This window comes from Paenibacillus sp. F024 (genome assembly GCF_057814255.1).
In genome coordinates this window covers 1-25,830 of record NZ_JBVASZ010000010.1, presented here as the reverse complement: position 1 = coordinate 25,830, position 25,830 = coordinate 1, and the positions used below count along the sequence as shown (strand labels likewise).

General features: G+C 46.5%; 24 protein-coding genes. 2 read left to right on the top strand and 22 right to left on the bottom strand.

What is annotated here, in order from left to right; genetic code table 11:
* Positions 1-41 precede the first annotated feature (41 nt).
* The 13 genes from ACZYR9_RS12175 to ACZYR9_RS12115 all read right to left on the bottom strand — a co-directional run bounded on the left by ACZYR9_RS12175 (position 42) and on the right by ACZYR9_RS12115 (position 13,164).
* Entirely contained in the window at positions 42-839 is a 798-nt protein-coding gene (locus tag ACZYR9_RS12175) for an enoyl-CoA hydratase/isomerase family protein (protein WP_488978765.1), read from the bottom strand.
* Positions 840-882: 43 nt separating this feature from the next.
* Positions 883-1,827 (bottom strand): dihydrodipicolinate synthase family protein, encoded by a 945-nt coding sequence (locus ACZYR9_RS12170; protein ID WP_488978764.1) that lies wholly within the window; start codon positions 1,825-1,827, stop codon positions 883-885.
* Entirely contained in the window at positions 1,805-3,409 is a 1,605-nt protein-coding gene (locus ACZYR9_RS12165) for an acyl CoA:acetate/3-ketoacid CoA transferase (protein ID WP_488978763.1), read from the bottom strand. The genes ACZYR9_RS12170 and ACZYR9_RS12165 overlap by 23 nt, the downstream gene beginning before the upstream one ends.
* Before the next feature lie 754 nt (positions 3,410-4,163).
* The gene (locus ACZYR9_RS12160) at positions 4,164-4,955 is read right to left on the bottom strand and encodes an alpha/beta fold hydrolase (protein ID WP_488978762.1); all 792 of its coding nucleotides are present in this window, start codon (positions 4,953-4,955) and stop codon (positions 4,164-4,166) included.
* A gap of 21 nt (positions 4,956-4,976) precedes the next feature.
* The gene (locus ACZYR9_RS12155) at positions 4,977-5,426 is read right to left on the bottom strand and encodes an SRPBCC family protein (protein WP_488978761.1); all 450 of its coding nucleotides are present in this window, start codon (positions 5,424-5,426) and stop codon (positions 4,977-4,979) included.
* Positions 5,427-5,456: 30 nt separating this feature from the next.
* Positions 5,457-6,479: an amidohydrolase family protein gene (locus ACZYR9_RS12150; protein ID WP_488978760.1), complete on the bottom strand. Its 1,023-nt coding sequence runs from the start codon at positions 6,477-6,479 to the stop codon at positions 5,457-5,459.
* Between the two features lie 21 nt (positions 6,480-6,500).
* Positions 6,501-7,235, bottom strand: a complete 735-nt coding sequence (locus tag ACZYR9_RS12145) for an ABC transporter ATP-binding protein (protein ID WP_488978759.1) — start codon at positions 7,233-7,235, stop codon at positions 6,501-6,503.
* A gap of 14 nt (positions 7,236-7,249) precedes the next feature.
* On the bottom strand, positions 7,250-7,933 hold the full coding sequence (locus ACZYR9_RS12140) for an ABC transporter permease (protein ID WP_488978758.1): 684 nt from the start codon (positions 7,931-7,933) through the stop codon (positions 7,250-7,252).
* Positions 7,934-8,024: 91 nt separating this feature from the next.
* Entirely contained in the window at positions 8,025-9,044 is a 1,020-nt protein-coding gene (locus ACZYR9_RS12135) for an ABC transporter substrate-binding protein (protein ID WP_488978757.1), read from the bottom strand.
* An 18-nt stretch (positions 9,045-9,062) separates the two neighbouring features.
* Positions 9,063-11,435: a xanthine dehydrogenase family protein molybdopterin-binding subunit gene (locus ACZYR9_RS12130; RefSeq protein WP_488978756.1), complete on the bottom strand. Its 2,373-nt coding sequence runs from the start codon at positions 11,433-11,435 to the stop codon at positions 9,063-9,065.
* Between the two features lie 2 nt (positions 11,436-11,437).
* On the bottom strand, positions 11,438-11,932 hold the full coding sequence (locus tag ACZYR9_RS12125; RefSeq protein ID WP_488978755.1) for a (2Fe-2S)-binding protein: 495 nt from the start codon (positions 11,930-11,932) through the stop codon (positions 11,438-11,440).
* On the bottom strand, positions 11,929-12,825 hold the full coding sequence (locus ACZYR9_RS12120; protein WP_488978754.1) for an FAD binding domain-containing protein: 897 nt from the start codon (positions 12,823-12,825) through the stop codon (positions 11,929-11,931). The genes ACZYR9_RS12125 and ACZYR9_RS12120 overlap by 4 nt, the downstream gene beginning before the upstream one ends.
* Positions 12,826-12,846: 21 nt before the next feature.
* On the bottom strand, positions 12,847-13,164 hold the full coding sequence (locus ACZYR9_RS12115) for an NIPSNAP family protein (RefSeq protein WP_488978753.1): 318 nt from the start codon (positions 13,162-13,164) through the stop codon (positions 12,847-12,849).
* 189 nt (positions 13,165-13,353) lie between these two features.
* Here ACZYR9_RS12115 and ACZYR9_RS12110 point away from each other — a divergent pair, with 189 nt between their 5' ends.
* Complete coding sequence (locus tag ACZYR9_RS12110; protein ID WP_488978752.1) at positions 13,354-14,229, top strand: MurR/RpiR family transcriptional regulator; 876 nt, start codon at positions 13,354-13,356, stop codon at positions 14,227-14,229.
* A 20-nt stretch (positions 14,230-14,249) separates the two neighbouring features.
* Positions 14,250-15,278, top strand: coding sequence for an XdhC family protein (locus ACZYR9_RS12105; protein ID WP_488978751.1), 1,029 nt, complete (start codon positions 14,250-14,252; stop codon positions 15,276-15,278).
* A 128-nt stretch (positions 15,279-15,406) separates the two neighbouring features.
* On the opposite strand, the gene ACZYR9_RS12100 is transcribed toward ACZYR9_RS12105, so the two are convergent.
* The 9 genes from ACZYR9_RS12100 to ACZYR9_RS12060 all read right to left on the bottom strand — a co-directional run bounded on the left by ACZYR9_RS12100 (position 15,407) and on the right by ACZYR9_RS12060 (position 25,412).
* Positions 15,407-17,308, bottom strand: a complete 1,902-nt coding sequence (locus ACZYR9_RS12100; protein ID WP_488978750.1) for a sigma-54-dependent Fis family transcriptional regulator — start codon at positions 17,306-17,308, stop codon at positions 15,407-15,409.
* Positions 17,309-17,554: 246 nt separating this feature from the next.
* Entirely contained in the window at positions 17,555-17,677 is a 123-nt protein-coding gene (locus tag ACZYR9_RS12095) for a hypothetical protein (protein WP_488978749.1), read from the bottom strand.
* Positions 17,677-18,690 carry a cytochrome d ubiquinol oxidase subunit II gene (locus ACZYR9_RS12090; protein WP_488978748.1) on the bottom strand — a complete coding sequence of 338 codons (1,014 nt, stop codon included), beginning with the start codon at positions 18,688-18,690 and terminating at the stop codon, positions 17,677-17,679. Before ACZYR9_RS12090 ends, ACZYR9_RS12095 begins: the two co-directional genes overlap by 1 nt.
* 15 nt (positions 18,691-18,705) lie before the next feature.
* Entirely contained in the window at positions 18,706-20,034 is a 1,329-nt protein-coding gene (locus ACZYR9_RS12085; RefSeq protein ID WP_488978747.1) for a cytochrome ubiquinol oxidase subunit I, read from the bottom strand.
* A 146-nt stretch (positions 20,035-20,180) separates the two neighbouring features.
* Positions 20,181-21,026, bottom strand: a complete 846-nt coding sequence (locus ACZYR9_RS12080; protein ID WP_488978746.1) for a sugar phosphate isomerase/epimerase family protein — start codon at positions 21,024-21,026, stop codon at positions 20,181-20,183.
* Between the two features lie 45 nt (positions 21,027-21,071).
* Positions 21,072-22,112 carry a zinc-dependent alcohol dehydrogenase family protein gene (locus tag ACZYR9_RS12075; RefSeq protein WP_488978745.1) on the bottom strand — a complete coding sequence of 347 codons (1,041 nt, stop codon included), beginning with the start codon at positions 22,110-22,112 and terminating at the stop codon, positions 21,072-21,074.
* A gap of 30 nt (positions 22,113-22,142) precedes the next feature.
* Positions 22,143-22,994, bottom strand: a complete 852-nt coding sequence (locus ACZYR9_RS12070; RefSeq protein ID WP_488978744.1) for a carbohydrate ABC transporter permease — start codon at positions 22,992-22,994, stop codon at positions 22,143-22,145.
* 39 nt (positions 22,995-23,033) lie between these two features.
* The gene (locus ACZYR9_RS12065; protein WP_488978743.1) at positions 23,034-23,912 is read right to left on the bottom strand and encodes a carbohydrate ABC transporter permease; all 879 of its coding nucleotides are present in this window, start codon (positions 23,910-23,912) and stop codon (positions 23,034-23,036) included.
* 69 nt (positions 23,913-23,981) lie between these two features.
* The gene (locus ACZYR9_RS12060; protein ID WP_488978742.1) at positions 23,982-25,412 is read right to left on the bottom strand and encodes an ABC transporter substrate-binding protein; all 1,431 of its coding nucleotides are present in this window, start codon (positions 25,410-25,412) and stop codon (positions 23,982-23,984) included.
* Between the last annotated feature and the right edge of the window lie 418 nt (positions 25,413-25,830).

Below are 25,830 nucleotides of genomic sequence, written 5' to 3'. Positions count from 1 at the left end.
CGCAAAGTACTATCCGATTACAAAAGAGTTCTGTGATCTATTTAAGCATTCGTTGCGGTACCATTAAACTGCGGCTTCCGTTTTTCAAAAAAAGCTCTAACCCCTTCCGCACAATCATCTGTTTTGAAGACTTCCCGGCTTAGATCCAAGGTTAATTGAAGAGCTTCATCGTAAGGAAGAAGCAATGATTCTCTTATCCCTCTTTTTATATACTTGACAGCTTCATGAGCCTGAGCGGCAATTTCTTCGGCAAGGACAACCGCTTCATGTATAGCCTCTCCGTCAGGAACTACCCGGTTAACCAATCCGATCCGTTCCGCTTCCTGAGCGGTAATGAAGTTCCCACGGTACATTAACTCCGCAGCACGGGCGTGACCGATCAATTTAGGAAGCCTAAAAATGCCTCCGCTGCCCGGAAAAACACCCAGTTTGATTTCCGGCAAACCGATTTTGGAGCTTTCCGCCATAATTCTAATGTCACAGCACAGGGAGAGCTCGCAGCCGCCTCCCAAAGCAAAGCCTTCCATAGCCGCAATGACAGGCTTCGAAAGGAATTCCACCATGCTGTAAACCGCATTTTCCTTGGTCAGCTTCCGCTCGACGACATCGTTCTTCAGACCGGGAAATTCTTTAATATCGGATCCTGCACAGAACGCCTTATCCCCGCCCGTCAAAACAATGCAACGAACTCGATCATCCGATTCCAATTCGTTCAAAGCAGCTTCAAGCTGACGGGTTAATTCCAACGTAACCAGATTAAGCGGAGGATTATTTAAAGTTAATTGAGCTACTCCATTGGACAAATAATCGACAATAACCAATTGAGCTTGATCACTCATGAGCTTCAACCCTTTCTTATCTTTCTTTGTAAGCCATGAATCTTTAAAGAACGCGTGAGCCTGGCAGCTTCGCTTCGGTCACAACCCGGCGAATGGTTTCTCTTTCTTCGTCAGTAATACGTTGAAGAGGAGAACGCACATAAGCTTCATCCATTCGGCCCAAAATCACGTTCGCTTCCTTCATACGATTGTGCATATCAAGAAACGGTTCTTTGTAGCACAGCTGCACCAATGGATACATCCGATCCGATATCTTTCTTGCTTCCGCCAAGTCCCCGCGCTGAACCGCATTGAACAGGGCAACCTGAAGATCGGCAATAAGGCTTCCATGACCGGAAAGAATACCGTCCGCTCCGATGCACAACGAAGGAAGCAGGGCTTTGCTGAAGCTTGAAAGAATGGATATCTTTTTATCCAGCGCGCTTAATTCACGATAATTTCTTTCGTACACCGCTATATCATTGGACCATTCTTTAATGGCAATCACATTATCGATTTCGGTGCAGATTTTGACCAGATGATTCGTGGGGATATGCAGACCGGATGTTACCGGATACACAAACACGATCATCGGCAGGCCGGTAGCTTCTGCGATGGCGGCATAGTGGTTATAGGCCATTTCAGGACGGAGCTGAGAACCGTAATCGAAAACCGCCGAAGGGAATACGAGCAGGCAATCCGCTCCTTCACGCTCAGCCATTTTAGCGATTTGAATCGCTTTTTGCGTACCGTCTTCATAAACCCCGCAAATGACGGGTATCTTTTTGGCTGCTTCATCCAAAGTGATATTCAGACTGCGCTGCTGCTCTTCAAAAGTTAGCGTCGCTACCTCCGCAGCGTGACCATTGGTTGTTAAACCCGCAACCCCTTCGGTATCGAGGATGTATCGGATGTGCTTTCGGTAATTTTTTTCTTCGATTTGAAGGTTGGCGTCAAAAGCCATCAGATTAGCCGGTATGACTCCTTTAAGAACTAATTCGGGTCTCATGAATATCAGCTTCCTTTCGTGATTTGAGTCCAAACGGTTCCATTTCGCTTAATCCCAGTTTGTCAGGATAAAATAATCTTGGGTCCATCTGTTTCAAAGGTTCGCTGATGGCCGGACGAAACTCCATCTTGCTTAAAATGTCCTTTTCCAGGTCGATACCCGGAGCAATTTCACTCAATGTCAACCCTTGCTCCGTAAGACGAAAAACCGCCCGTTCGGTCACATAGGTGACTTTTTGCCCCTTCTTGAGGGCTTCCTTCGCGTTAAAAGAAATTTGTCCCACTTGACTGATAAACTTGGTATGGCGCCCGTCGTTGGCAATATGGACCTTCCCGTCTCCCACTTGGATATCCAAACCGCCGGCCGTAAATGTCCCGCAAAATACAATTTTTTTCGTTGCATGAACAATATCGATAAATCCGCCCAGGTTGTATTTGCCATTAACATAGCTCACGTTAACGCTGCCATCCGCATCGATTTCAGCCATTCCGAGGCAAGTCATGTCCAATCGACCGGCGTCATAAAATTCAAAAATATGTTGGGCATCCATCGTAGCCATCATATTGACACCTGCACCGAAAGCATACTTATTATTGGGTATACCGCCGACAGGTCCGTGTTCTACATTGAAAATAACCTGATCCGCAACTCCTTCTTCCGCAGCAATTTGCGGTACATCGGCACTGATGCCAAAACCGAAATTGACCAAGTCTCCCGGCTCCAGCTCCATAGCCGCTCGCCGGGCGATTATTTTTTTGTAATCAAATACCGGCGGCTTCATTTCGTCTAACGGAACTCGGATATCACCTGTCCACGCCGGATTATAAGGCATAGCATCCATTTGATTCGGGGCAAGTACAACGGTATCAACGAATATACCAGGGACGGCTACCGACTTCGGATGAATGGAGCCGCGTTTGGCGAGTTGTTTGACCTGCGCGATCACCGTTCCCCCCCGATTTTTTGCGGCCATCGCTTGATGAAGAAGTCCAATAGAGATCGGTTCCTGCTCAATCGATAAATTCCCGTCCTCATCCGCTGTCGTCGCCCGGATAATCGCTACATCAATCGGCAGTGCCTTGTAATAAAGGTATTCCTTCCCTTCCATGACCATGACTTCCGCTATTTCTTCCGTTGTACGCGGAGTCAGCTTGTAGCCTCCGATACGGGGATCGACAAAGGTGCCGATACCTACCGGAGTTAATGCTCCCGGCTGACCTGCCGAGGCGGTTCGTACCATATTATAAAGGGCACCAAAAGGTACCAGATAGGCTTCCACTTGATTGTTTTGAATAAGGTAATTAAGCTTTTCAACTTTCAGGGTATAGTAGCTTCCCGCATAAATTCTTTTCAACATACCCGGATGAGCTAACCGGTCTATTCCCGTTCCGCTTCTTTGAGCACCGGGTATAACGTTATACACTAATGTTAAATCACGCGGTTCGCCTGTCTCCAAAAATCTTTTTTCCAAAGCGGCCAACAGTTCGTCGGGCATCAAGAGCTCACCGTTACCCGATACAATGATCGTTTGGCCGGATTTGACTTGGAGCACGGCTTCTTCTATAGAGCTTTTACGCACCATGCAGCATTGACTCCTTTGTCTTTTTTTTAATCTCCCGAATGTGTAGAGTAATCTAATCCTGAAGCCCTTCTTTACAGACTGTCTGAACCCTCCTTTTTAAGGATGTTATAGAGACCGTTTTCGTGCAATTAAGCAGGAATACGGGTTCCATCACCTTCAGCAGCTAACCGTTGAACTAGCATAGGCACATCGTTGATAAAGCGCTTTCAAATGGATTGTAATTTCAGTTCGCTTAATACTGGTTCTGATGAGCGCATTAAAACGTTTAAATGGAATTTGAAATGTCCCTCTTTAAGGGTTCGAAAGAAAGCTTTCATGATAACTTTGGCTTTAAGAGGCATACCCAATTCGTCAAACCATCGGAAAATAAATTTACACATTGTTGGGCTTTGCTTATTGAGTTAAATTGGGGTATCTCCTATGGACCGGGCATTCAATGGAATAAGCGGCTCCAATCCGTTCCGGTCATACGACTTCAATTGAGAATAACAAGGCAGGATTTGTTCTTATACTTATTCCTTTTGCTTTCAGCAAATGACAATTTAGTTGTTTAAACGTTTAAATTTTTCTTGCTATTGATTTTTTCTCATCCTAAAAAGTGTACTATACTTGAAGCGACTGTCAATTTCTGAGAATGATTATATATTATCACTTATTGTAAGCGTTTGACAAGTCATTTCGCACAAGTGCAAATGGATGACGATCCAAAAGGTCGAGCCGGAAGGCAAGCAAGCCCTCTACTCGACCTTTTTTCCTAAACCATTTGTTTTAAAAAATCCATCAGCAGCAGATTAAAAGCAACAGGTTCATCTACATTAGACAAATGTCTTCCATTGGGTACAACATGAAGTTCGGCGTTTGGAATCTTATTGGCTATCAATTGTGAAAGCTCAATTGGCGTCTTCAAATCTTCTTCCCCAATTAATACTAACGTAGGCACGGATATCATGCCTAATTGATTCTCAAGCTGTATCCTAAAGCATGACTCGGCCGAGCCTTTATAAGCTTCAACGTCCATTCCGGCAATCGACCGCCTTAGCGACTCACGCATCTTAGACGCATATGGTGATTGAGAAAGTGTGCTATCTAAATAAATGTCCGCGTACAATGCCATACCTCGCTCTTCGGCAGCACCAGCCGTAAGCTTAATCTTATTAGGAACCTCATTGAGATCCAGCCCGGCAAAGGTATCAGCCAGTATTAGAGCGGAAACACGCTGCGGGTGTTTTAAGGCAAATGCCATCGCTTCCACACCACCCATGGATACCCCGCACAATACCACCTTATCTAAATGCAGATGATCAATGAGGTTAAGAATGTCATCCACCCATAAATCTAAGCTAATGCCCGTTTGATAAGATGATTTCCCGTGGCCTCGAGCATCCGGAGCCACAATGGTATATCCTTCACTAGATAGTGCTTCCATTTGATACTGCCAAATCTGATGATCCGTGCCTAAACTATGAAGTAAAACAATCGCTTTATCCCCATCACCCGGAATGTAATGATAAAATAATTCTTCCTTTGCCTTTGATAGATTCGGCATAGATTACTCCTCCATATAAAATCAGGCAATTTTCTTGGCTTCAATCTCTTTTGCCATGGATTTGAAAAATTGGCTTAACATCATCTTGGAAACGCCCGAAAGCATCCGTTGTCCAACACCGGCGATAAGCCCTCCAATTTGAGCTTCCCCTTCATATTCCAGTAACGTTTGCGGTCCATTTTCTTTCAATACTAGCTTGGCTGTTGCATCTACCACTCCTGCAGAGCCCTCAGCATGAATTTGCAGTGTGAACTTTTCAGGGTACGATTTGTCTACTAGGTTTATCTTACCATGGTAGTTTCCCTTAATCGCTGCAACTCCAATTTCCATTCTGATTTCATACGAATCTTCATCAATCTGAATCATTTCTTTACATCCAGGCGTACATTTTTTCAGGGCTTCGGGGGAGTTTAACACTTCCCATACCGTTTCTCGATCCGCTGCAAATTTGGTTTCTCCCTGTAACTTCACGATCATCCCTCCGTTATTATAACTTGTATTTCATTGCGCAATTTTAAAAATTTCTTGAGCATTCCTGTACAAAATATGATTTCTTTGCTCATGTGACAGTCCAAGCTTTTCAGACTCCACGACCATCCTTTGACGAGGATCCCGAATCGGGAAGGGCGCATCGGATCCCAGCATAACCTGACGATAATCTACTAGCTTCAATAAAAACTGAAGGGCTTCAGGCTCAAAAACGACCGTATCAAAATAACATTTTTTAAAACCCTCAACAGGATCATAGATCGTTTCTTTTGATTTCAAAAAGTCATAGTTGCGCTTCAACCGGCCCAGCATGTAAGGCAATGCTCCTCCGCCATGGGAAATGACTAGCTTTAATCCGGGAAATCGCTGCGGTATCCCGGCATAGAGAATACGCGCAAGCGAGATGGCTGTCTCATTGGGTCTGGCAACCGCATTCACCATCCCCCATTTTGCGGCACGCGGACTCGCTCCGGCGAAAACGGGATGAAGAAAGACGGGAATGCCTGAATCCGAGGCTGCTTGCCAAAACGGATCTAGGGAGGCATCATCCAGATCATGACCGTCATGTTCAGCTCCTTCGGGAATCCAGGTTCCAATCATGACTCCCAGATGACCTGCCGCTGCTGCGGATTTCAATTCTTGTGCCGCTTTCTCCCCATGCTGCAGAGGAACCGTAGCTAACGGGGCAAATCGATCGGAATCGGTCTCGGACTTTAACGCTTCCATTAACGTTTCGTTAAGAAAGCGGCTCCAGTGGGCGCCTTCTTCCGGTGCAAGACTATATCCGGAAATATCCAGCCATCCGGCATTGATTTGTAAAGCGATCTCCTGCCTATCGAGCTCTTCCCTTCGGCTTTCTAAGCTCATAAGAGCCGGACTGACAGGCCTGGTCCAAGCTTCGGAACCCACTTTAAACTTGACGCTTCCATCCGGAGTATCTTCCAACAAGACATAAGGGAAGGATGCCCGGTCCGCTTTGATTTTTTCTATAAGTAATGACGGCAAATAATGAGCATGTATATCGACAGCTTTCATTTTCACTACTCCTTTTATGACCTAAGCTCCAAGGCTATTTAATATTTCTTGACGGAGACATTCATTGGTTTTGGGATCTAACTGTGAAGGAACTTGGATTTCTTTACTGACATGTCCAGGCTTATGGAAAATCAAGACCCGATTCGCCATTTCAAGCGCTTCATGAATGGAATGGGTGATAAACAAGCCCGTCTTGCCATTCTCCCGAACCAGCGTCATGAATTCCTTGCGCAGACGACTGGCGGTAAGTTCATCCAGAGCACTGAACGATTCGTCGCAGAGGATCAGACTCGGGTTCATGGTAAAGGCCCTGGCGATCGCCACTCTTTGTTTCATGCCGCCGGAAAGCTCATGCGGGTATTTATTCTCCCATCCGGAGAGTCCAAGCCTCTGCAGCCACTCCATAGCAATATTTAGTCTTTTCTTTTCCTCGATTCCCATAATTTCAAGTCCGACCGATGCATTTTCTACTGCTGTCCTCCATGGAAGAAGGCGATCGTTTTGAAATACGATTCCAATTTTGCCGCGAAATTGGTCAAAATCCAGGTAGGGGTCGCATCCATCGACGATGATTTTACCGCTTGTCGGTTTAGTCAAACCAACAAGAAGTCCGAATGCGGTGGATTTTCCGCAGCCGGTTTTGCCTACAATCGCCACCATTTCACCTTTTTTGATTTCAAAATCAAGATTGTGCACACCAAAATTTCCGGGTGAAAATTCTTTTGAAACCTTCTCAAAGCGGACTATTGTATCCACAAGTTTAACCTCCCTTATCTTTCCGACTTTGGCCGCCAACGTAGCAATACGCTTTCCAATCTGCTGATGACAAACTGCATGAAAAAAATGAAAATAACGAGGGCGAACGTCCACGCCATGGCTTTCGACATATCAAACAATGCTTGCGCCGACTGCAATTGGTAACCTACTCCCAGGGTGGCGCCTACTAACTCAGCCACGATGGCCACACGTGTCGTATTCCCCAGGTTAACTTTCCATGAGGTAAGAATATCGGGAACTAAAGAAGGAAGAATGAGCATCCGGAACATCTGCGTCGGTTTCGGACGTAAAACCAACAGCATTTCGCGGTAGTCTTTGGATATCGCTTGATAAGAATCAAAGGTCTGCAGTGAGAAGTTCGGAAGAGCCGTAATTAAAATGATAAAGAACATACGAAATTCCGGTTGAGGAAACCAGATGACGGCAAAAACTACCCAGGAAAGTGCAGGAATACCTTGAATCAGATTTAATACCGGACGTATATACCCATCAAACGCTTTATTTTTGGACATTAATAGCCCGATCGCTGTGCCAAGCACAAAGGCTGAAATTAATCCCAGCAAAATCCTCCCCATCGTTGCCAACGCGTGACGGGCAAGGTCGATGTTTACAAAAATGGAAAGCAAATCAGCTCCAATCTGTTGTACCGGCGGGAATTTCGCAGGTGCTTCGGACACCAGGGAAACCACCTGCCAAACGACGAGTAACACGATTACGCTTAACAAACTTCTGTAAAAGCTTTTTTTTCCCACGGTATCACCTCAGATCCTAATCTAATTTTTCCTTATAAATGATAGAATCCTCCGGCATTTTTTGGATATACCCAATCTCTTGTCCCGCTTTAAAAACGGATTGGATATCATTCACCATTGCGGATGATGGAGACACGTTCAAGCCTAAGCGATTATTGTTCTGAATCAAATCTTGAATCACTTCAGCTTTTCCGCCCGGAATTTTCTTAGCAATGATCTCCGCCGCCTCTTTCGGATGCTCCTGGATCCAATTCGCAGCGTCTACATAAGACCGGTATAGCTTGGGGATTAAAGCCTTATTTGCCTCAGCCCAATCCTGGTGTGCAGCAACGCCTAGATATGGAATTTTGCTGGAACCGGTATATTCTTTCCAGCGATCGATCCCGAAGTCTACTTCGTTAAATTTCCCGGGATTGTTGTTGATCAGCGTAGAATAACCGGGCTCCCATAATTGCACTCCATCGGCTCGGTCCGCCGAAGCGTAGGTGACTAATGCCGTCGTACCGGCATTCAATACATTCATTCTATTGATGTCTACCCCAGCCTTCTTGACAAAGTAAGAAAACATCGCATAGTTGGTTGTACTTTTCGCAGCAGCAAGATTTTTGCCTTCCAAATCCTTAATGGTTTTAATTCCCGGTTGGGCGGTTACAACGGTTCCCCAGAAATCAAACAAATTAAATAAATAAGTAACCTTTACTCCCTTGTCCATCCGGTTTGCCTCCGAAAGCAGTGCTGCACTTCCGCCTACCTTATATTGGCCTGACGCAAACTCATTGTTGTAAGCATCCGTATCCCTTTCGGTGTAATTGATACGAATTCCATTTTTTTCATCAAACTTGTTATGCTGGATGATCGGCGGTAAAAAGGCCCCTAACGAAGGCGGATTGAAAACGACCATATTCACCTCCGGCAGTGCTTGTCCGGATGCACCTTCGGAGGAGGAGGAGGAAGGCTCTGCCTTTTCTCCTCCACAGCCTGTCAATAATGAAAGACCTAGCGTCAATGCAGATAATCTGTAACCGATTTTTCTCATTGCTTTTCCCCTTCCGGTTTATAGGTTAATAACCTGAAGAATATCCTGAGGTCTGACAGGAACATGTCTCATCGTTTGTCCATAAGGCGATAAGGCGTCATTGATCGCATTCACAACGGCCGCCGGTGCACTCATATATCCCCCTTCCCCTACCCCTTTTTGCCCTAGTGATGTCAAAGGTGAAGGTGTGCAGTGCTTCACCACTTCGATATGCGGAACCTCCATAGTAGAAGGCAATAGATAGTCCATAAACGTTTGAGCGGTCATTTGACCGTTATCATCATAAGTAAAATGCTCATAGAGTGCGACTCCAATCCCATGAGCAACTCCCCCTATGACCATTCCCTTGACAATATCCGGATTGATTACAGTTCCGCAATCGTCTGCGATGTAATATTTAAGAAACTCGATTTTTCCCGTCACCGGGTCAATTTCAATGACTGGAATGTGAACTGAAAATGAATAGCATGGGTACATTTGCACTCGTCCTTCAGGCGTCGGGAGTACACCACCCGTCGGGACTTCCAATACGAAATTCGCTTGCAATCCCGGATCCATATCTTTGGGCATTTTGTGATACTTCAGATGGGCAATATCTACGATATCCTTCCATGTCATTCGTTTTGCAGCATCCTCTTTAGCGCGAATATCGCATAGATCCCATTCCAATTGCTCCTCATCCACTTGAAGGTTATACGAAGCGATTTCCATCATTCTCTTCTTTAGCCTTCTCGCAGCTCCGCTGACTGCCCCGCCAAGCACAATCGCCATCCGGCTGGCCACCGGAGATTGGGAAGGCAAAGCCGTTAATGAATCCGAATGTATGACGCGAATATCGTCTCTTTCCAAACCTAGCTCTTCCGCTAAGATGGTAGCGACCATCGTCTGGTGCCCTTGTCCAGATGAAGAAAAGCCAATTTGCGCGGTCACCTTCCCGTGTTGATCCACCTTCAACTGACAGCCTTCAGGGAATGTTGTTTTATCGTTTTTAGGATTGAATAAAGGTTCGAACAGCGCATTCCCGCCTCCCGGTTCAATGCAAGAGCCTATCCCGATTCCGATGATTCTTCCTTCTTTTCTTGCCTCTTCACGCCACTTGATCAGTTCCTCGTAGTTGGCCAAATCCAAAGCCTTCTGAAGAACCGTGGGATAGTCGCCACTGTCGTAAGTAGTTCCACTTGGAATTTCATAAGGGAAGTCCTCAGGCTGAATAAAATTCCTCCTTCGAATTTCCACCGGATCGAGTCCCAATTCTTCCGCTATTCGGTTTACCGTCATTTCAATGACCCAGTTTGTAGGGGACTGCCCAAATCCCCGTACAGGGACTTGACCTGTTTTATTGGTAACCACAGCAATTCCTTCATACTCGACACTTTTGATTTTGTAAGCGCCTACAATTGCTCCGATTGGTTTCCCCATCTGTAGTGGTGAACGGCCGGGGTAAGCCCCGTTGTCATCAATGGTCCTCATTTTCATACTTTTTATGATCCCGTTTAGATCATAGGCGGCTTCCACCTCAAAAATACGGTCAGGTCCATGCATGTCACCCCCGCGCATATTTTCCAGCCGATCTTCAATGAACTTCACCGGAACGCCAAACCGTCTGGCTAAATAACCGACTAACACGGAATGTTTAATCCCTCGCTTTACACCATAGCTGCCGCCTACATCAACATCATAATGAACACGTACCCCGTTCAACGGGACAGATAACGACGAAGCGATTTGCTCGGCAAATTGCGGCATCTGAATGGAAGCCCATACATCCAAAATTTCGTTGCCCTCATCCCATTTGGCTACCACACCAAACGTTTCAAGGGGAACTGTCGAATTGCGATTCCAGCGGTAACGCCCCTGCACTTTTTTCGGTGTATCCGCAAAATCCTGCTCCACATTTCCATAAGTAAATTTCCGCTGCCAAACCACATTGCTATTATAGTCTTTATGGACAAGAGGCGCATCGGATTCCATGGCTTTTTCCAAATCCATAACAAACGGTAAAGGTTCGTATTCAACTTTCACCAGTTCCGCCGCATCCTCTGCAATATAGCGATTTTCAGCGAGTACGGCCACGACCCATTCCCCTGCATACCGTACCTGTTCATAAGCCAATGGACGCCAATAGATGCCTGCAATGTCAATATATTGGCGAAGCGGCTGCGTATCTCGCGCAATATCCTCTCCAGTAATGATCCCAATCACTCCAGGCAAGGCTAATGCTTCGCTGGCGTCAATGGAACAAATTTTCGCTGCAGCATGGGGGCTGGATACGAGAGCCACATGCTTCATTCCTTCGAGTTTTACATCCGCTACATATTTGCCTTTGCCTATAATAAAACGATAATCCTCCATTGGAGCATTCTTTTTCCCAATTACGCGAAATTGTTGCATTCTTAACACCCCTTCTGCAATTTTTCCGCGGCCATTTTTACCGATTCAACAATCTGTACATAACCTGTGCAGCGGCAAATATTTCCCGAAAGCGCTTCCCTTATTTCCGCTTCTGTTGGATTAGGAATTTCTGTCAGCAAAGATTGCGTGGTCATCAGCATACCTGGCGTGCAGTATCCGCATTGTAATCCATGACATTCGCGAAACGCTTCCTGAATGGGAGACAGCTGGACCTTCCCTGCGGAATCACAGGAGGATAACCCTTCCACGGTAGTTAGACTTTGGCCATCCACCTGGACGGCTAACAAGATGCAAGAGCGTACCAATTCGCCGTTTAATAAAATGGTACAGGTTCCGCAAACCCCATGCTCGCAGCCGATATGAGTTCCGGTCAAGTCAAGCTCTTCACGCAAAAAATCGACCAACGTCAACCGTGCCGGAATCGTTCGTTCATACTGATCGCCATTCACTTCAACTTTAATACGATGCAAACTCATTTTCTCTCCACCTTCTCTCTGCAAGCTTCTAAGAAAGCTCCTTGAAGAACTCGTTTGGTCAGCCCAATGGCTACGCTGCGGCGATATTCTGCGGAAACTGACGGATCATCGTCCGGGTCCAACATCTCCGCGACGGCTTCTGCCGCCTCCTCAAACAAACCGGGTGATCCTTCTTTTCCTTTTAAAAACGCCTCCGTATCGACTAAACGAAGTGGTGTCCCTCCTACTCCGCCTACGCCAAGACGTACATCCACAATCACGTTATCATGCAAATCGATTTGGCATGCAGCCGCAACAAGGGCAAAGTCTCCTTCCCTTCTTGCCATCTCTTGAAATGCGCAGCCTCTTTTCGTCTCTAGTGGGACAGTAACCTCTGGGTAAACCATAGCCACGACCAATTCATCGGGCTGCAGGTCCGTCATCATATACCCATAAAAGAAATCGGCAAGGTTTACGATACGTGTACCTTCTGCATTCTGAATTTCCAGATAAGCATCAAGGAGTAAGGAAACCAGAGGAATTTCAGCGGATGGGTCCGCATGCACTACACTGCCCACCAACGTTCCACGGCTGCGAATCGGACGATGTCCAACGTACGGAACCGCCTTTGCCAATAACGGAACATGTTCTTTAATCATCATCGATGTTTCGGCTTGATGATGTCGCACCGTTGCACCGATACGTATTCCGTCTCCCATTTTTTCAATTTGACTCAAATGAGGAATTCCATTCACGTCCACCAAAATCGAGGGCCGTGCAAGTCTCATGTTTAAAATGGGCAAAAGACTTTGTCCACCCGCGATAATCTTGGCCGTTCCATCCGATTCGGACAGAAGCTGAACTGCTTGTTCCACACTGGTGGCGGCCATATAATCAAAGTTAACCGGTTTCATTTTCATTCACCTCATTTCTGCTCATTCTTTAAAATAAGAAACCGGTTGAAGTAAATAAGAACTCATATAAGTGGTTAACGGTCCATCGATTTCACTTTGCGTTTTAACGCGCTTCCAATCAGGATCCGAACCAAAAGCTTGCCATGCTTGTTTTTGCTGTTCTTCATTTTCAAATCGACAAACATATATCAAAATATACGGAAAGTCCTGTCGAGTCCAAAATCCCGTCACCTCTATCTTGTGTTTGTCAAACAAAGGCAGTGTTTCCTCGCGAAAACGTTGGTGGAGCAATTCCTCCTTCCCCTCAACCGCATGATATTCCCGCAATTCATAAATCATTTGGCAATCTCTCCCTTCTGCTTCTGGATTGAGAATATCATTTTTAAAATTTTTTTTCAATAGTTATTTATTTCGTTGATTTTTCGGCATTAAGCCCACAAAAACATTGAAAATCAGGTTGTTTTTATGTTAAATTATAAACAGTGAAATATTTTTTGAAATTTTTTTTCAACGAAAGGTTGGACAGATATGGTTAACCATCGAAAACCGGGCGTCATTTCACTTCTACAACAGCAACTCCATTCCTTGAATGGAGTTATGAAAGAAGTAGGAGAAGCTATTTTGAAGCAGCCGGACAAAGTGGCCCGTATGAACGTCACCGGTTTGGCGGAGATATCAGGAACTAGTGAAGCGGCAGTGGTCCGATTAGCACAACGTCTGGGGTATTCCGGATTTCGTGACCTGCAGATCAATCTGGCTTATGATTTAGGAGATCAAAGATCTGACCCAAGATCGGAATTGAATGAAGAAATTGAGTTGGATGACAGTATGGAGGTCATAGCTGAAAAAGCCTATCACGCAAATATAGACGGACTTTCGCAAACAAGAAATTTATTGGATAAGGAAGCTTTAAAAAGTGCTGCCCAGCTGATCAATAGAGCAAGGGCTGTCCATATTTTTGCTCAAGGCATCAACTATTCTACAGGAGTTGATTTATCATATAACCTCATGAAAATAGGATTTTTGTGTCAGGTTTACAATGACTCTTACATGCAAAGTGTGGCTTCGGCCATCACCGATAAAAGAGATGTGGTTATTGGCATTTCACATACGGGAGCTAATCTGGATGTCCTTGAATCGTTATCCATCACCAGGCAAAACGGCGCTGGAACGATAGGTATAACCGCTAAAGAATCCTCACCTATCACAAGGATTTCGGAAATATCATTATGTATTTCTCCCAAAGAAATGTTAGTTCTTGGCGAGCCGTTTACTTCGCGCATGAGCATGCTGTATTTGATAGATATTTTATTCCTTGGAGTGGCTTCCCTCTCAAATGCAACAGCTTTGCAAAATTTACAAAAAGTAAAGGATGCATTAAAAACAAAACGTTATCCTAGTTAATTTTTAACAGGGAGGTCCATATGCTTGAACTATTGGAAATTCTCAAGGAATGCTGGGAAAAGAAGCGTTGCGCCGCTATAGCAACCATCGTTCACAAGCAAGGATCAACCTATCGCGGAATAGGGGCTAAGAGTGTCATTTTGCCTGATGGAATCATTAAAGGAACCTTAAGCGGGGGATGTGTTGAGGGAGATATATACGAACATGCAATGAAAGTGATGACCTCCGGTCACCCTCAATGGATTGAATATGATTTCCATGGGACCGGTGATGCGATTTGGGGATTAGGCGTAGGTTGTAACGGGGCTCTAAAAATTTGGATTGAGGCGTTTGATCCGATAAAAGATCCGGAAAATGCCCTTCAAACATTACATATCTTACAAAATCAGCTTTCATCCATCACCATCATCTCATCAAATACCAGTCATTTTTCTGTTGGGGCGAAATTGATCCTTGGCCAAGATCCCATCGAATTTACATATCCAACCGCTACAGGGCTTTTTAGCATTCAGCATAATGAAGCAGAGATGGAAATATATGTAGAAAAATTAAAGCCGATTCCCCGCTTGTTTATTTTCGGTGCCGGTCCTGATGTTGTCCCTCTTGTCCAAGGAGCAAAGCTCCTTCAATGGCTTATTACAATCGTTGACCATAGACCTGGATTCGCAAATAAAGAAAGGTTCCCCGATGCGGATAACATCATTGTCTCCCCCCTTGGGACCTTCCCGATTCATCTTGGGATTTGTGATACCGATTACGCCGTCATCATGACACATCACTTCGAACAAGACTCTCTATATTTACAAAAATTGATTTCTTTTCCACTAGCTTATTTGGGTATTCTCGGGCCTAAAAAAAGAACGACGCAATTGCTTATGGATAAAATCGTTCCGGCAGGAGTTTCCCTGCATTCACCAATAGGACTGGATATTGGAGCAGAAACACCGGAAGAAATTGCATTCAGCATTCTTTCTGAAATGATCTGTCATGGCAATGGTTCTACAGGGACACCGTTAAGACTCCAAACCGGATGGATTCACTCACGCTGACATTCATCAGCTTCAGCTTGTACAGGCAGCAGCCCCAGGGTAATTGACGCTTGGCACAATGAATCCTCGATTTCGCTCGATTCAAAAAGAGCCATCCGCGGCAGGACCGTGAATGGCTCTGACCTCCATCACAGCATGCCGTATTTCTCCATTTTACGATATAAAGCGCTTCGCGAGATCTTTAGGTCTTTGGCCGCTTGAACGCGGTTTCCGTTCGCTGTTTTTAATGCCGCTTCAATATGCTCCTTTTCATTCCTGTTCATTGGGAGGCTGCTTCCCGCATCCAAAAATTCGTAGACATGCCGGGCTTCCAATTGATCGTGTTCATGAAGATATGCGATTCTCTCCATCACATTCCGAAGCTCCCGCAAATTACCGGGCCATGAATAGCTTTGAAAGAGCTCCATCGCTTCCGGTGTACAAGTGATCATATGTCGCCGCGCTTTTTCGCAGGCTGCGGAAAGCATCTGAGTCATCAAAAACTCCAAATCCTCCGGCCGTTCTCTTAACGAAGGGAGATGAACCGTAAAGACATTGAGACGATACAGCAGGTCCTCGCGAAACTCCCCTTTTTCCACCAGTAGCTTTAAATCTTTGTGTGTAGCTGCAATAAAACGCACATCCACAGGAATAGGCGTTGTGCTTCCTACTCTTGTAATTTGCTTCTCCTCCAAAGCGCGGAGAAATACCGCCTGCAGCTCGAGAGGCATGTCTGCAATCTCATCCAAAAACAAGGTGCCCCCGTTCGCGGCTTCAATTTTGCCGGGATTGCCCTGCTGCTTTGCTCCGGTAAAAGCGCCCGCCGCATAACCGAAAAGCTCGGAAGCGATCAGCTCCTTGGGCAATGACGCGCAGTTTAGCGCAATAAAAGGCTTGCCGTTTCTGCTGCTTTCGCGGTGTATGGCTCTGGACATGTAATCCTTACCCGTCCCGCTTTCTCCCCGAAGCAGTATGCCCGCTTCGCTTTTTGCCGCTTTCGCAGCCAAATGAAGCGTTTTCAAAAAAGCGGGATTTTTTGTTTCAAAAGCCTCATGAACTGCAGATTGACCTTTTTCATCAGGCTTGGCCGAAGACGTTGGCTTTTTCTTCTGCACTTCCTCCTTGACTAAAACCACCATGGCCAGGTTTTGATTCTGTTTGGTTAATTGCTTCGACTCAAGCAGATATTTCTGTCCCTCAAGGTAAATCTCAGCCGTTTCATCCGACTGAATGCTTAACTGGCTGATGATCGGATGCTCGTTCGTCTGTGAAGAAGGATGTAATCTCTGGTTCTCCTGCTGCAGCAGATGGATAAACTCGGATGCCCGTTTGTTCTTATGAACAATTTTACCCCATCGGTCAAAGGAAAAGATGCCGGTGGACTTCAAATTGACATCCCAGGAGCGCAAAAGAATTTCCGACAGGATCTCTTCTTTGACTCTGTTCCGTTCATAACGCAGTCTCTCGGCCACAGCTCTTGCTCCGGAAACCGCTAAAGTATACAGCTCTCGTATATCATTGCCGGGACCTACCCGGCATAAGTCAAACACACCCATAAATTCTCCGTCTACGAAGATGGGGCAAGCGGAGCAATCCCAAACGCGAAAAGCGGTGCAATAATGCTCATTGGCAGATGTGGCCATTGCCATACGGGTCCTAAGAGCGATGGAAAGTCCGGTAGAGCCCACATTATCCTCCATCCATCTCGCTCCGGGTGTAATCCCTCCCCTGTCGCACACATGCTGCGCTTTGGCGTCCGCCATCATTTCGATCAAATATCCATCCGCATCGGCAAGAAGAATCAAGTATCCGCCGCCCTTTAAATATCCGTACATTTCTTCCATCACCGGAACCGCAGCAGCCAACAGCTCTTCGTTCTTTTCCCGCTTATGAACAAACTCGTCTCTGCCGATATGAGATGCCACCTGGTCCAATTCATAAGAGATACCGATCTGCCTGCATCTGTACCATGAATCCAAGATTTCCTTGCGTATACTCACGTCGGCTTCCCCGTTTAGAACAAATTGCTGCCATGATTGAGTGACATTCAACCGGAACCCCCCCTTGGCTATGTGTTTAAAGGCCGATTTGTCGTATTATTCAAACTATATATACATTCGGTAAATGCCTAGCATTTCCCTGCCACTTTTGCCGCTCTGATGGAAACTTTATGAATCGCCGCAATAAACCTTCAAGAATCGGCAATAAAAAACGTCGCCAACAGGAGTACCTTGTGCAAGCAGGATCTTTATCTTTTTCGGCAAGCCGAATTCCTCTATAGATAAACCGTTTCTTCTTTACGAAAAGAAATAGCGCGATATGGACAAAAGCAGCAGACCCGCAATGCCAAAGATGAGCTTCATCAGCCATTGATCATGACGGTCAAACCGGTTGAGGCTCTTTCTTTTCCCGTCCCCCACTACGTTTCCCCCTTTACATAGTTCAAATTAAACAAAAATAACCTAAGCACTAAAATAAGCGCCGGGATCAGCAGCAATAACCCCGCCACAAATGCGGTTACAAGGGCTCTTCCCATGACCGGGTTGGTCACTCCGCTGGTAATCGTCAAGTAAGGGTACAGCAAGTACGGCAAATGAGAAACCCCGTAACCGAAAAAAGCGAAGGCAAACTGAAACATGACCAGAATGAACGCCGTGCCGTAATTTTTCTGTTTCCATATGAGCCATACGGCCATCATGAAGGTTAACAAGGATAAACCGAACATCCACCAAATTTCCAGCATCCTATCAAAATGGGGCTGATTATGGTTGCGCAGCGCGATAAAGACGAACAGACTGGAAATGATCGTCGGGATCCCTCCCCACAATGAAAACTGCCTCAGCCAGCCCACCGCCGCCCAATCCTCCGCCCGCGCTGCATAATAAGTTAAAAATGTGGAGCTGATGAACAAAACGCTGGAGATGGCAAGGAGCACGACGGCCCATGAATAGGCGCTAAAAAACAGCTCTTGTGTCAGGAAAATAACGTTATTTTCGCGGACCGTCAAAAACCCGCCTTCCGAAATGGTAAGAACCGTAGAAAGCGACGCCGGGATCAGCAATCCGGTAGCTCCATAAGCCAAAAGATAAAGAGTATTTTCCCGCGCTCCATAATTGGCAAAGGCATAAAAGGAACCTCGAATAGCCAAAAGAATCAGCGCTATACTTCCGGGAATCAGCAGCGCCGTTCCGTAATAGTGGGCGGTATCCGGAAAAAAACCGACAATGCCTACAAAAAAGAAGACAAAAAACACGTTGGTGATTTCCCATACCGGGGACAAATATCTGGAGATGACGGGCCGGATGACCGATTCTATACCGATGACCCGACCATAATAAGCATAAAAACCCGCCCCGAAATCAATTGAGGCTACGACCAAGTATCCGTAGAGGAAGATCCATAATACGGTAATCCCTAAAAGTTCGAGCGACATAGTGATGCTGCCCTCCTATAAAATGATGCGGCGTTCTTCCAATTCCATCTCCGCCGTCTGATTACGAAATAAACGGCTTAATACGATGGCGCAAACCGTTCCCAGAAGCACATACAGCAGCATAAAAAGCCAGAAGGTCAGCTGCACATGCGCATTGGTTGTCGCCGCGTCGGATACCCGCATGTGCCCGCGTAAAATCCACGGCTGTCTGCCTACCTCAGCATAAAACCACCCGAGTTCAATGGCCAGCAGCGATAATGGGCCGCCCGCCACGATTCCCCATAAAATCCAGCGGTTATATTCATTGCATCGTTTGAAAATGGAGAACACCAGGAATAAGAGCGGGATGAACACCAGATACCCCCCGATGGTAACCATCCCGTCAAAAAGATAATGCACATAGAGCGGAGGCCACAATTCGCGGGGAAACTCATTCAAACCCATAACAGGTGCATCCGGATCACTATGGGCCAAAATGCTAAGGACCAACGGAAGACGCAGAGCATCCGTTACTTCCAGCGTTTCTTCGTTCAGAAACCCTCCGTATATCAAAGGCGCCCGCGGCATCGTCTCAAAATGCCATTCTGCTGCAGCCAATTTTTCCGGCTGCATCTCGGCAAGAAATTTGGCGGACATATCACCGACGGCAAAAGTCGCTAAAGCCAACATAAACCCCGTCAGCATGGTAAGCCGGATAGCTTTCTTATAGTATTCATGCCTGCGTCCCCTCAGCATGGAGAAAGCGGCGATCATGGCAAGGACAAAAGCGCCTGTTACGTAAGCGGATGACAAGACATGCGCCACTTTGGAGGGCGTTGCCGGATTGAACATCGCCGCCAGCGGATCGAGCTTCGTGAACACTCCGTTCTCCAGCGTAAAGCCTTGAGGCGTATTCATAAACGCGTTTACCGTGGTGATAAAAAATGCAGAGGCGGAAGCGCCGAGAACGATCGGAATCGTTAGCAGCCAGTGAACATACGGATTTTTGAACCGGTCCCAGGTATATAAATAAATGCCCAAAAAGATCGCCTCAAAGAAAAAGGCGAAGGTTTCCAGAAATAAAGGAAGGCTGATCACATGGCCGGCCGCACGCATGAAATCGGGCCATAGCAGACTCAGCTGCAAGCCGATACACGTTCCGGTAACGACGCCGACGGCTACGGTAATAACAAATCCGCGCGTCCATCTCCGCGCCATCAACGAATAGTATGGATCTTTGAAGCGAATGCCCATCCATTCGGCAATGGAAATAAAGATCGGAATACCGACACCGATCGTCGCGAAAATAATGTGAAAGGCCAGCGTCATTTCGGTTAACGCCCTGCTCCATTCTATAGCACTCATGATCCAACCCTCCATGTTTAACCGATAACTGAAAGTATTTCCATATGGGGGCATAATCATGTAATCCGTCTGAAATAAATAAACAAGCCGCCGCCAGATTTTTTCAGACGACAGCTTGTTGTGTTTAGGCGCTTGTTATGCAGCAGTTATTTCCAACCGATCTCCTTCATTATATTCTTCAGGTAGTCGATCGATGTCCTAGCGTACCAATCGGGATCGGCTTTGCGTGTATGGAAGCCGACTTCCATCGTCAAATAGCCTTGATAATCAATCTCTTTAAGAGCTCTGAGCACAGCATCGAAATTGCAGTTTCCATGTCCCGGCGGTAACCGATCCGCGTCGGAAATATGGATATGATGAAGCTTATCTTTCATTCGGTACACGTAATCGCTCGATACCTCGTTCCGATAGAGCGCATGAAAGGTATCGAACATGACCTTGACGTTATCCTCTCCGCTTTGCTCCGCTAACAGAAGCGCATCGTCCGCCGTCTCGATCAAATTGCTGTCTGTAGGCGTCGGCTCGACGACAAGCGTGATGCCAAGCTGCTTGGCATATCGGGCACAATCCACCAGACCTTGAAGGCTGTAATTCCACGCAGCCTTCTGAGGCGTTCCATAGACGGCCCATCCTGCGATCCAAATGACGGTCGGACATTCCCATTCATGTGCAAGGCGAATAATATCCTTATAATGCTGAATGGTGAACTCCCGCTCCTCCCGGATCGGGGAGCTAGGGTTATTCCCCGGCCCGCCGCCCGGGGCAGGCAGCATCGACGATACGTTCAGCCGGTTCGTTTGGAGCAGCTGTTTGATTTCCTTTCTGCGCTCGTTTGATAAATGATCCGGCCATGCATGCGGGCTAGCGCAGCCGATTTCGATCCCGTCATAGCCCATCCCGGATAATCTTTTAATGACTTCATCCAAAGGGTAAGACGGCAGCCAGCTCGGAAAACAACTGTATACCCATGTATTAAACGAAATTCCTTTCATCGGATGATGCTCCCTTCTATGGATATGAGATTTGAAATCAAGCTGCTACCATACGAATACGGCTTTTTCGGTTTTTCTTTCGTCGAACAAGCGGAACGCTTCCTCTGCTTCCTCCAATTTGAAGGTGTGAGTCACCAGTTTTTCAACCAGTACGTTTTTGCGCACAATAAATTCCGTAATCTCTTCATATTCCTGAATCGGGAAATACCAGGAGCCCATTACGGTCAATTGTTTACGGATAAGCTGATCGCTCGGCTTAATTGTCGATTCCCTGCACTCACCCACAAAAGCTACTCTTCCATGAGGCCGCACACAATCCAGCGCCTGGTTTTCCGCAATCGGACTGCCCGAGCAATCGATCGCCGCATCCGCGCCTTTATTGTTCGTGATCTCGCGAATTCGGCTGACGACATCCTCCGTTTTCCCATTGATCGTGTAGTCAGCTCCAAGCTCGGCTTTGGCCAGCTCCAGCCTTTCTTCGATCATATCGACTGCGATCACGGTTGCGCCCATCGCTTTGGCGACCAATATGCCGGCTCCGCCCATCGGCCCCAAGCCAAAAACAACCAGGGTGTCCTTCCCGGATATGTTCAGTCTTTTTTGAGCATGATACAGCGTTCCCACCGCATCTGTAGAAACGGCGGCGGCAACATAGCTTAGCGAATCCGGAAGCTTCATGCAATTTCTTTCCGGAACCACCAGGTAATCGGCATCTCCGCCGTGCACGTCAAAGCCGATACATTTCCATGTGGTGCAGAACATCATATACCCGCTCTTACAATTCGAGCATTCACCGCACCCGACAGCCAAATAAACGGCTACCCGGTCACCTGGTTTGATCGATTCTACGCTTTCTCCGGTTTGAACCACTAATCCTGCCGGCTCATGACCCGGAATGATAGCTCCCGATTTGGTCGCCTCGCCGCCAACCACCGGGTTTCCATAGTAAAGGCTCATATCGCTGCGGCAAATCGCCGATGCCTTCATTTCAATCAAAACCTCGTTAGGCCCCGGAACAGGAACCGGAAACGCTTTGACCTGCACCTGCTTGTTCCCTGGAAATACAACGCCCTTCATCGATTTCATCAATATGCCCTCCAACCTCTTGTGAATGGTTTATTTTACGGAGCCCATCGTTAAGCCTTTAATCATATGGTTTCTTACGAGAATGGCAAAGATCAGAACCGGAGCCGTCATTAATGTCGAGGCCGCAGTCAATTCGCCCCACTTCACCCCATACATCGTGATAAACTGATTGGCGATAACGGGAGCCGTTACGGCATCGTTTCTGGAAAGCACCAGCGCAAACATAAATTCATTCCAGCTGAACATGAGACAAATAATCGCAGTTGCGGCTAAACCGGGAGCGATCAACGGCAAAATGATTTTATAAAAAGCCGTCATCCGGGAGCAGCCGTCCATCATCGCCGCTTCTTCCAAATCGATCGGAATATCGTCGAAAAATCCCTTCAGCATCCATACCACAAACGAAAGATTGAATGCCGTATAAGGAATAATGAGCGCGGTATACGTATCGATCAAATCAAACCAGCTCATCATCATAAATACAGGCACCAGCGTAGCGGCCGGAGGAAACATCCGGGTGGATAATATCCAAATGGCGACATCCTTTCCTCGTTTCAAGTTAAATCTCGACAAGGAATACGATGCCAGCGCACCAAATACGACGGAGAGCAGGGTGGATACCAGTGAGACAACCACGCTGTTCCACAGCAGGCTGCTGAATTGATTGGAAGAACCTTTACTTGAAAACAAGGATACGTAGTTCTCAACGGTCGGAAGAAAGAGCCATACCGGCGGTAAAGCCTGCGCATCCCAGGACGTTTTTAACGACGTTAGCACCATCCACGCCACCGGGAATATCGCGATAAACAAAATGAAGTAAGTCAAAAGATCCAGGAACCGGTTGACCACGGTTTTCTTCGTTTTATATGATACAATTCCCACAATGTCATCCCCAATACTGTGCGGATTAAATCGATCAGATTATTTGGGTGTTTCCCTGTAAAGAAATCGAATAAACTGCGAGGTAATCAAAATCACCAAAATTAAGAACAGCCAGGAAATCGCAGAGGCATACCCTGTTTCCCAGAATTTGAACGCTACACGGTAAACACGCAGACTCAATAATTCCGTACTGATGCCGGGTCCCCCATTCGTTAAGGTCCAGACCACGTCAAACGACTTGAAGGCATCAATCATCCGGATTAACAGCACGACCAGAATCACAGGCCTTAACTGCGGAAGGGTAACATGCCAGAACATTTGCCAAGGCGAGGCCCCGTCCATCCAGGCGGCTTCCACCGGGTCATCGGGCAAAGATTGCAGTCCCGCGAGTAAAGACAGCACCATAAAAGAAGTCCACTGCCAAACATCGACAAGAATGACCACCGGCATGGACAAGGTATGCTCCCCGAGCCAATTCGGTCCTGTGATGCCGAACCACGAGGTCAAATAATAATTAATAATTCCGAAATCCGTATTAAACAGCCATCTCCACATGAGGCCGACCGCTACGGGGGTAGCCATCATCGGCAGAAGCAGCAGCATCCGGATCACGGTGATTCCTTTCATTTGACGGTTTAATAATAAGGCAATCATGATACCGAGAAAGAACTCGAAGAAAACGGCGCAGCCCACATAAACCAGCGTGTTGATAAAGGACGTCTGGACATCGGGATCGGTTAGTGCGCGGGTGAAATTATCCAGCCCGACAAAGCTCCACTTTTCCGGTTCCGTAGCCCTGTAATTTGTCATACTGGTCAGCAAGGAAAAAATAAACGGGACAATGGTCATGGAAATCAGAACAACCATGGTCGGCACAAACAAAAGATATTTCAGCTTACTCTTATTTTGATTTCTCATGAGGAATTTCAACTCCGTTTAAAGCGGACGCTTGAAGCCCAACGTTCATGCGTCCGCAGGGTTTAAACCTTAATAGCCGGCCTGCTTCATCAGGGTTTCGACTTGCTTGGCACCATCATTGAGCGCTGTCTTCGCATCTTTTTTGCCGGACAGATAATCACTGACGGCAATTTGGACAGCTTCGGAAACCTGATCATAATTCGTGATTCTCGGACGGCCTACACCGACTTTTAAGGAATCACCGAGCACCTGGTAGTACTCTTTAAGCGATGCCTCAGGCAAGGACTGCGCAGCCTCGTAAGCGGATATTCTCGTCACGTGCTGGTTAAATTTCAAGTAGCCTTTTTGGGCATCCGGGCTCGTCAAATATTCCGTCAGTTCATAAGCGGCTTGCTTGTTTTTGGAATATTTGCTGATTCCGATCCCCCAAGACCCAAAGTGCGGACCTCTGACTAGCTTATCTCCATTTTTCACACCCGGGAATACAAAGTATCCTGCTTCGCCTTTGACTTTAGGATCGAGCTTCATATCATGATAGTTCATCCCCATAGCCACTTGTCCGGACCCGAATACGGTCGCCACTTCATCCCAGGTGTAGGTCAATACGCCCGGTGGCGTCACTTTATGCTGGCCGATCCAGCCGCCGTAGGTTTCCAGCGCTTCAACTCCTTTTTCATCATTAAATACCGGCTTCAGGTTATCATCAAAGATCCTACCGCCAAAGTCGCTTAAGAACGATTTAAAGTCAACAAAATTGGCTTCGTGCTTCTTGCCCATCAACGTCGTGCCGTACAGATCGATTTTGCCGTCGTTATTGGTATCTCTTGTGAAAAATTTAGCGATATCCAAATACTCATCCAACGTTTGCGGAACGGCCAGTTCACGATTGTACTGCTGTTTAAATGCCTCCTTATTCTTCGGATCGTTAAAAAGATCTTTTCTGTAGCTGACGGTTAACACGTTGGATTGAACGGGAAGACTCCAGATATCAAAGCCCGCCGATGTAATTTCATCCAAATTAATCTCATCCATTTGCGGAGGATTGGTTTGCGGCGCATCTTTTTTGAAAACGGAGGTATCCAAGAATGCTTTGGCGATAAAATCATTCAGCTTCAGCGAATCCGGAGATTTCGAAGCCTTGATATAAGGTGTCATGGGTTCGATATGCTGAATAATTTTTGGAACCCAAGGCGTATCAATCGCAATCAAATCATAGTGATCGCTCTTTTGCGCCAGTTCGGAAAACACTTTTTCTTGTAGGTTGTTATACGGAAACGTATTCACTTCAATCTTAATGCCCGTTTTCTGCTCGTATTTTTGCGCAGCGTCGATGATCGCCTCCGAGCCTGCCTCCACGGTGGCATATAATACTTTCAATACCTGCGGCTTACCGTTATCTGCCGCATTTTGCTCATTGGCAGGCGGCGTATCCTTGGAACACGCGGACAATACCAGCATCGAGGAAAGCGCAAGAATCGAAACCGTTTTCAATATTTTCACTTTGCATTACCCCTTTTTGGATTTATATCTGATACCGACTATCCCAACAAATCCCAGTCTTCGCACAGGCTCAAGAGGAGCATGACCGCTGAAACTAGTCCCTATCATTCTCACATGAACTCGTGTGTTAACCGCTTACAAGATGAGTATAAAAAATCCCCCGATGCGAAAACAGCAGAATAATTTAGCCGGAGGGGAGAATTTTTTAACGTTTGTGGTTTAATTCATCTCATCGCCAGTGTTCACGATTCCATTGCCTCTGCGATACTCTGAAGGCGTTAAGCCGAATTCTTTTTGCTTCTTCGCTATAGTTCGTTGCTGAGGTCTGCTTAATAGGTTGATTGTCAATACTGCTGAGTAAGAACATTACTAGGGCGGGATGAACAATGTGGACCTCCGCAAGCAGTAAGGATAATCT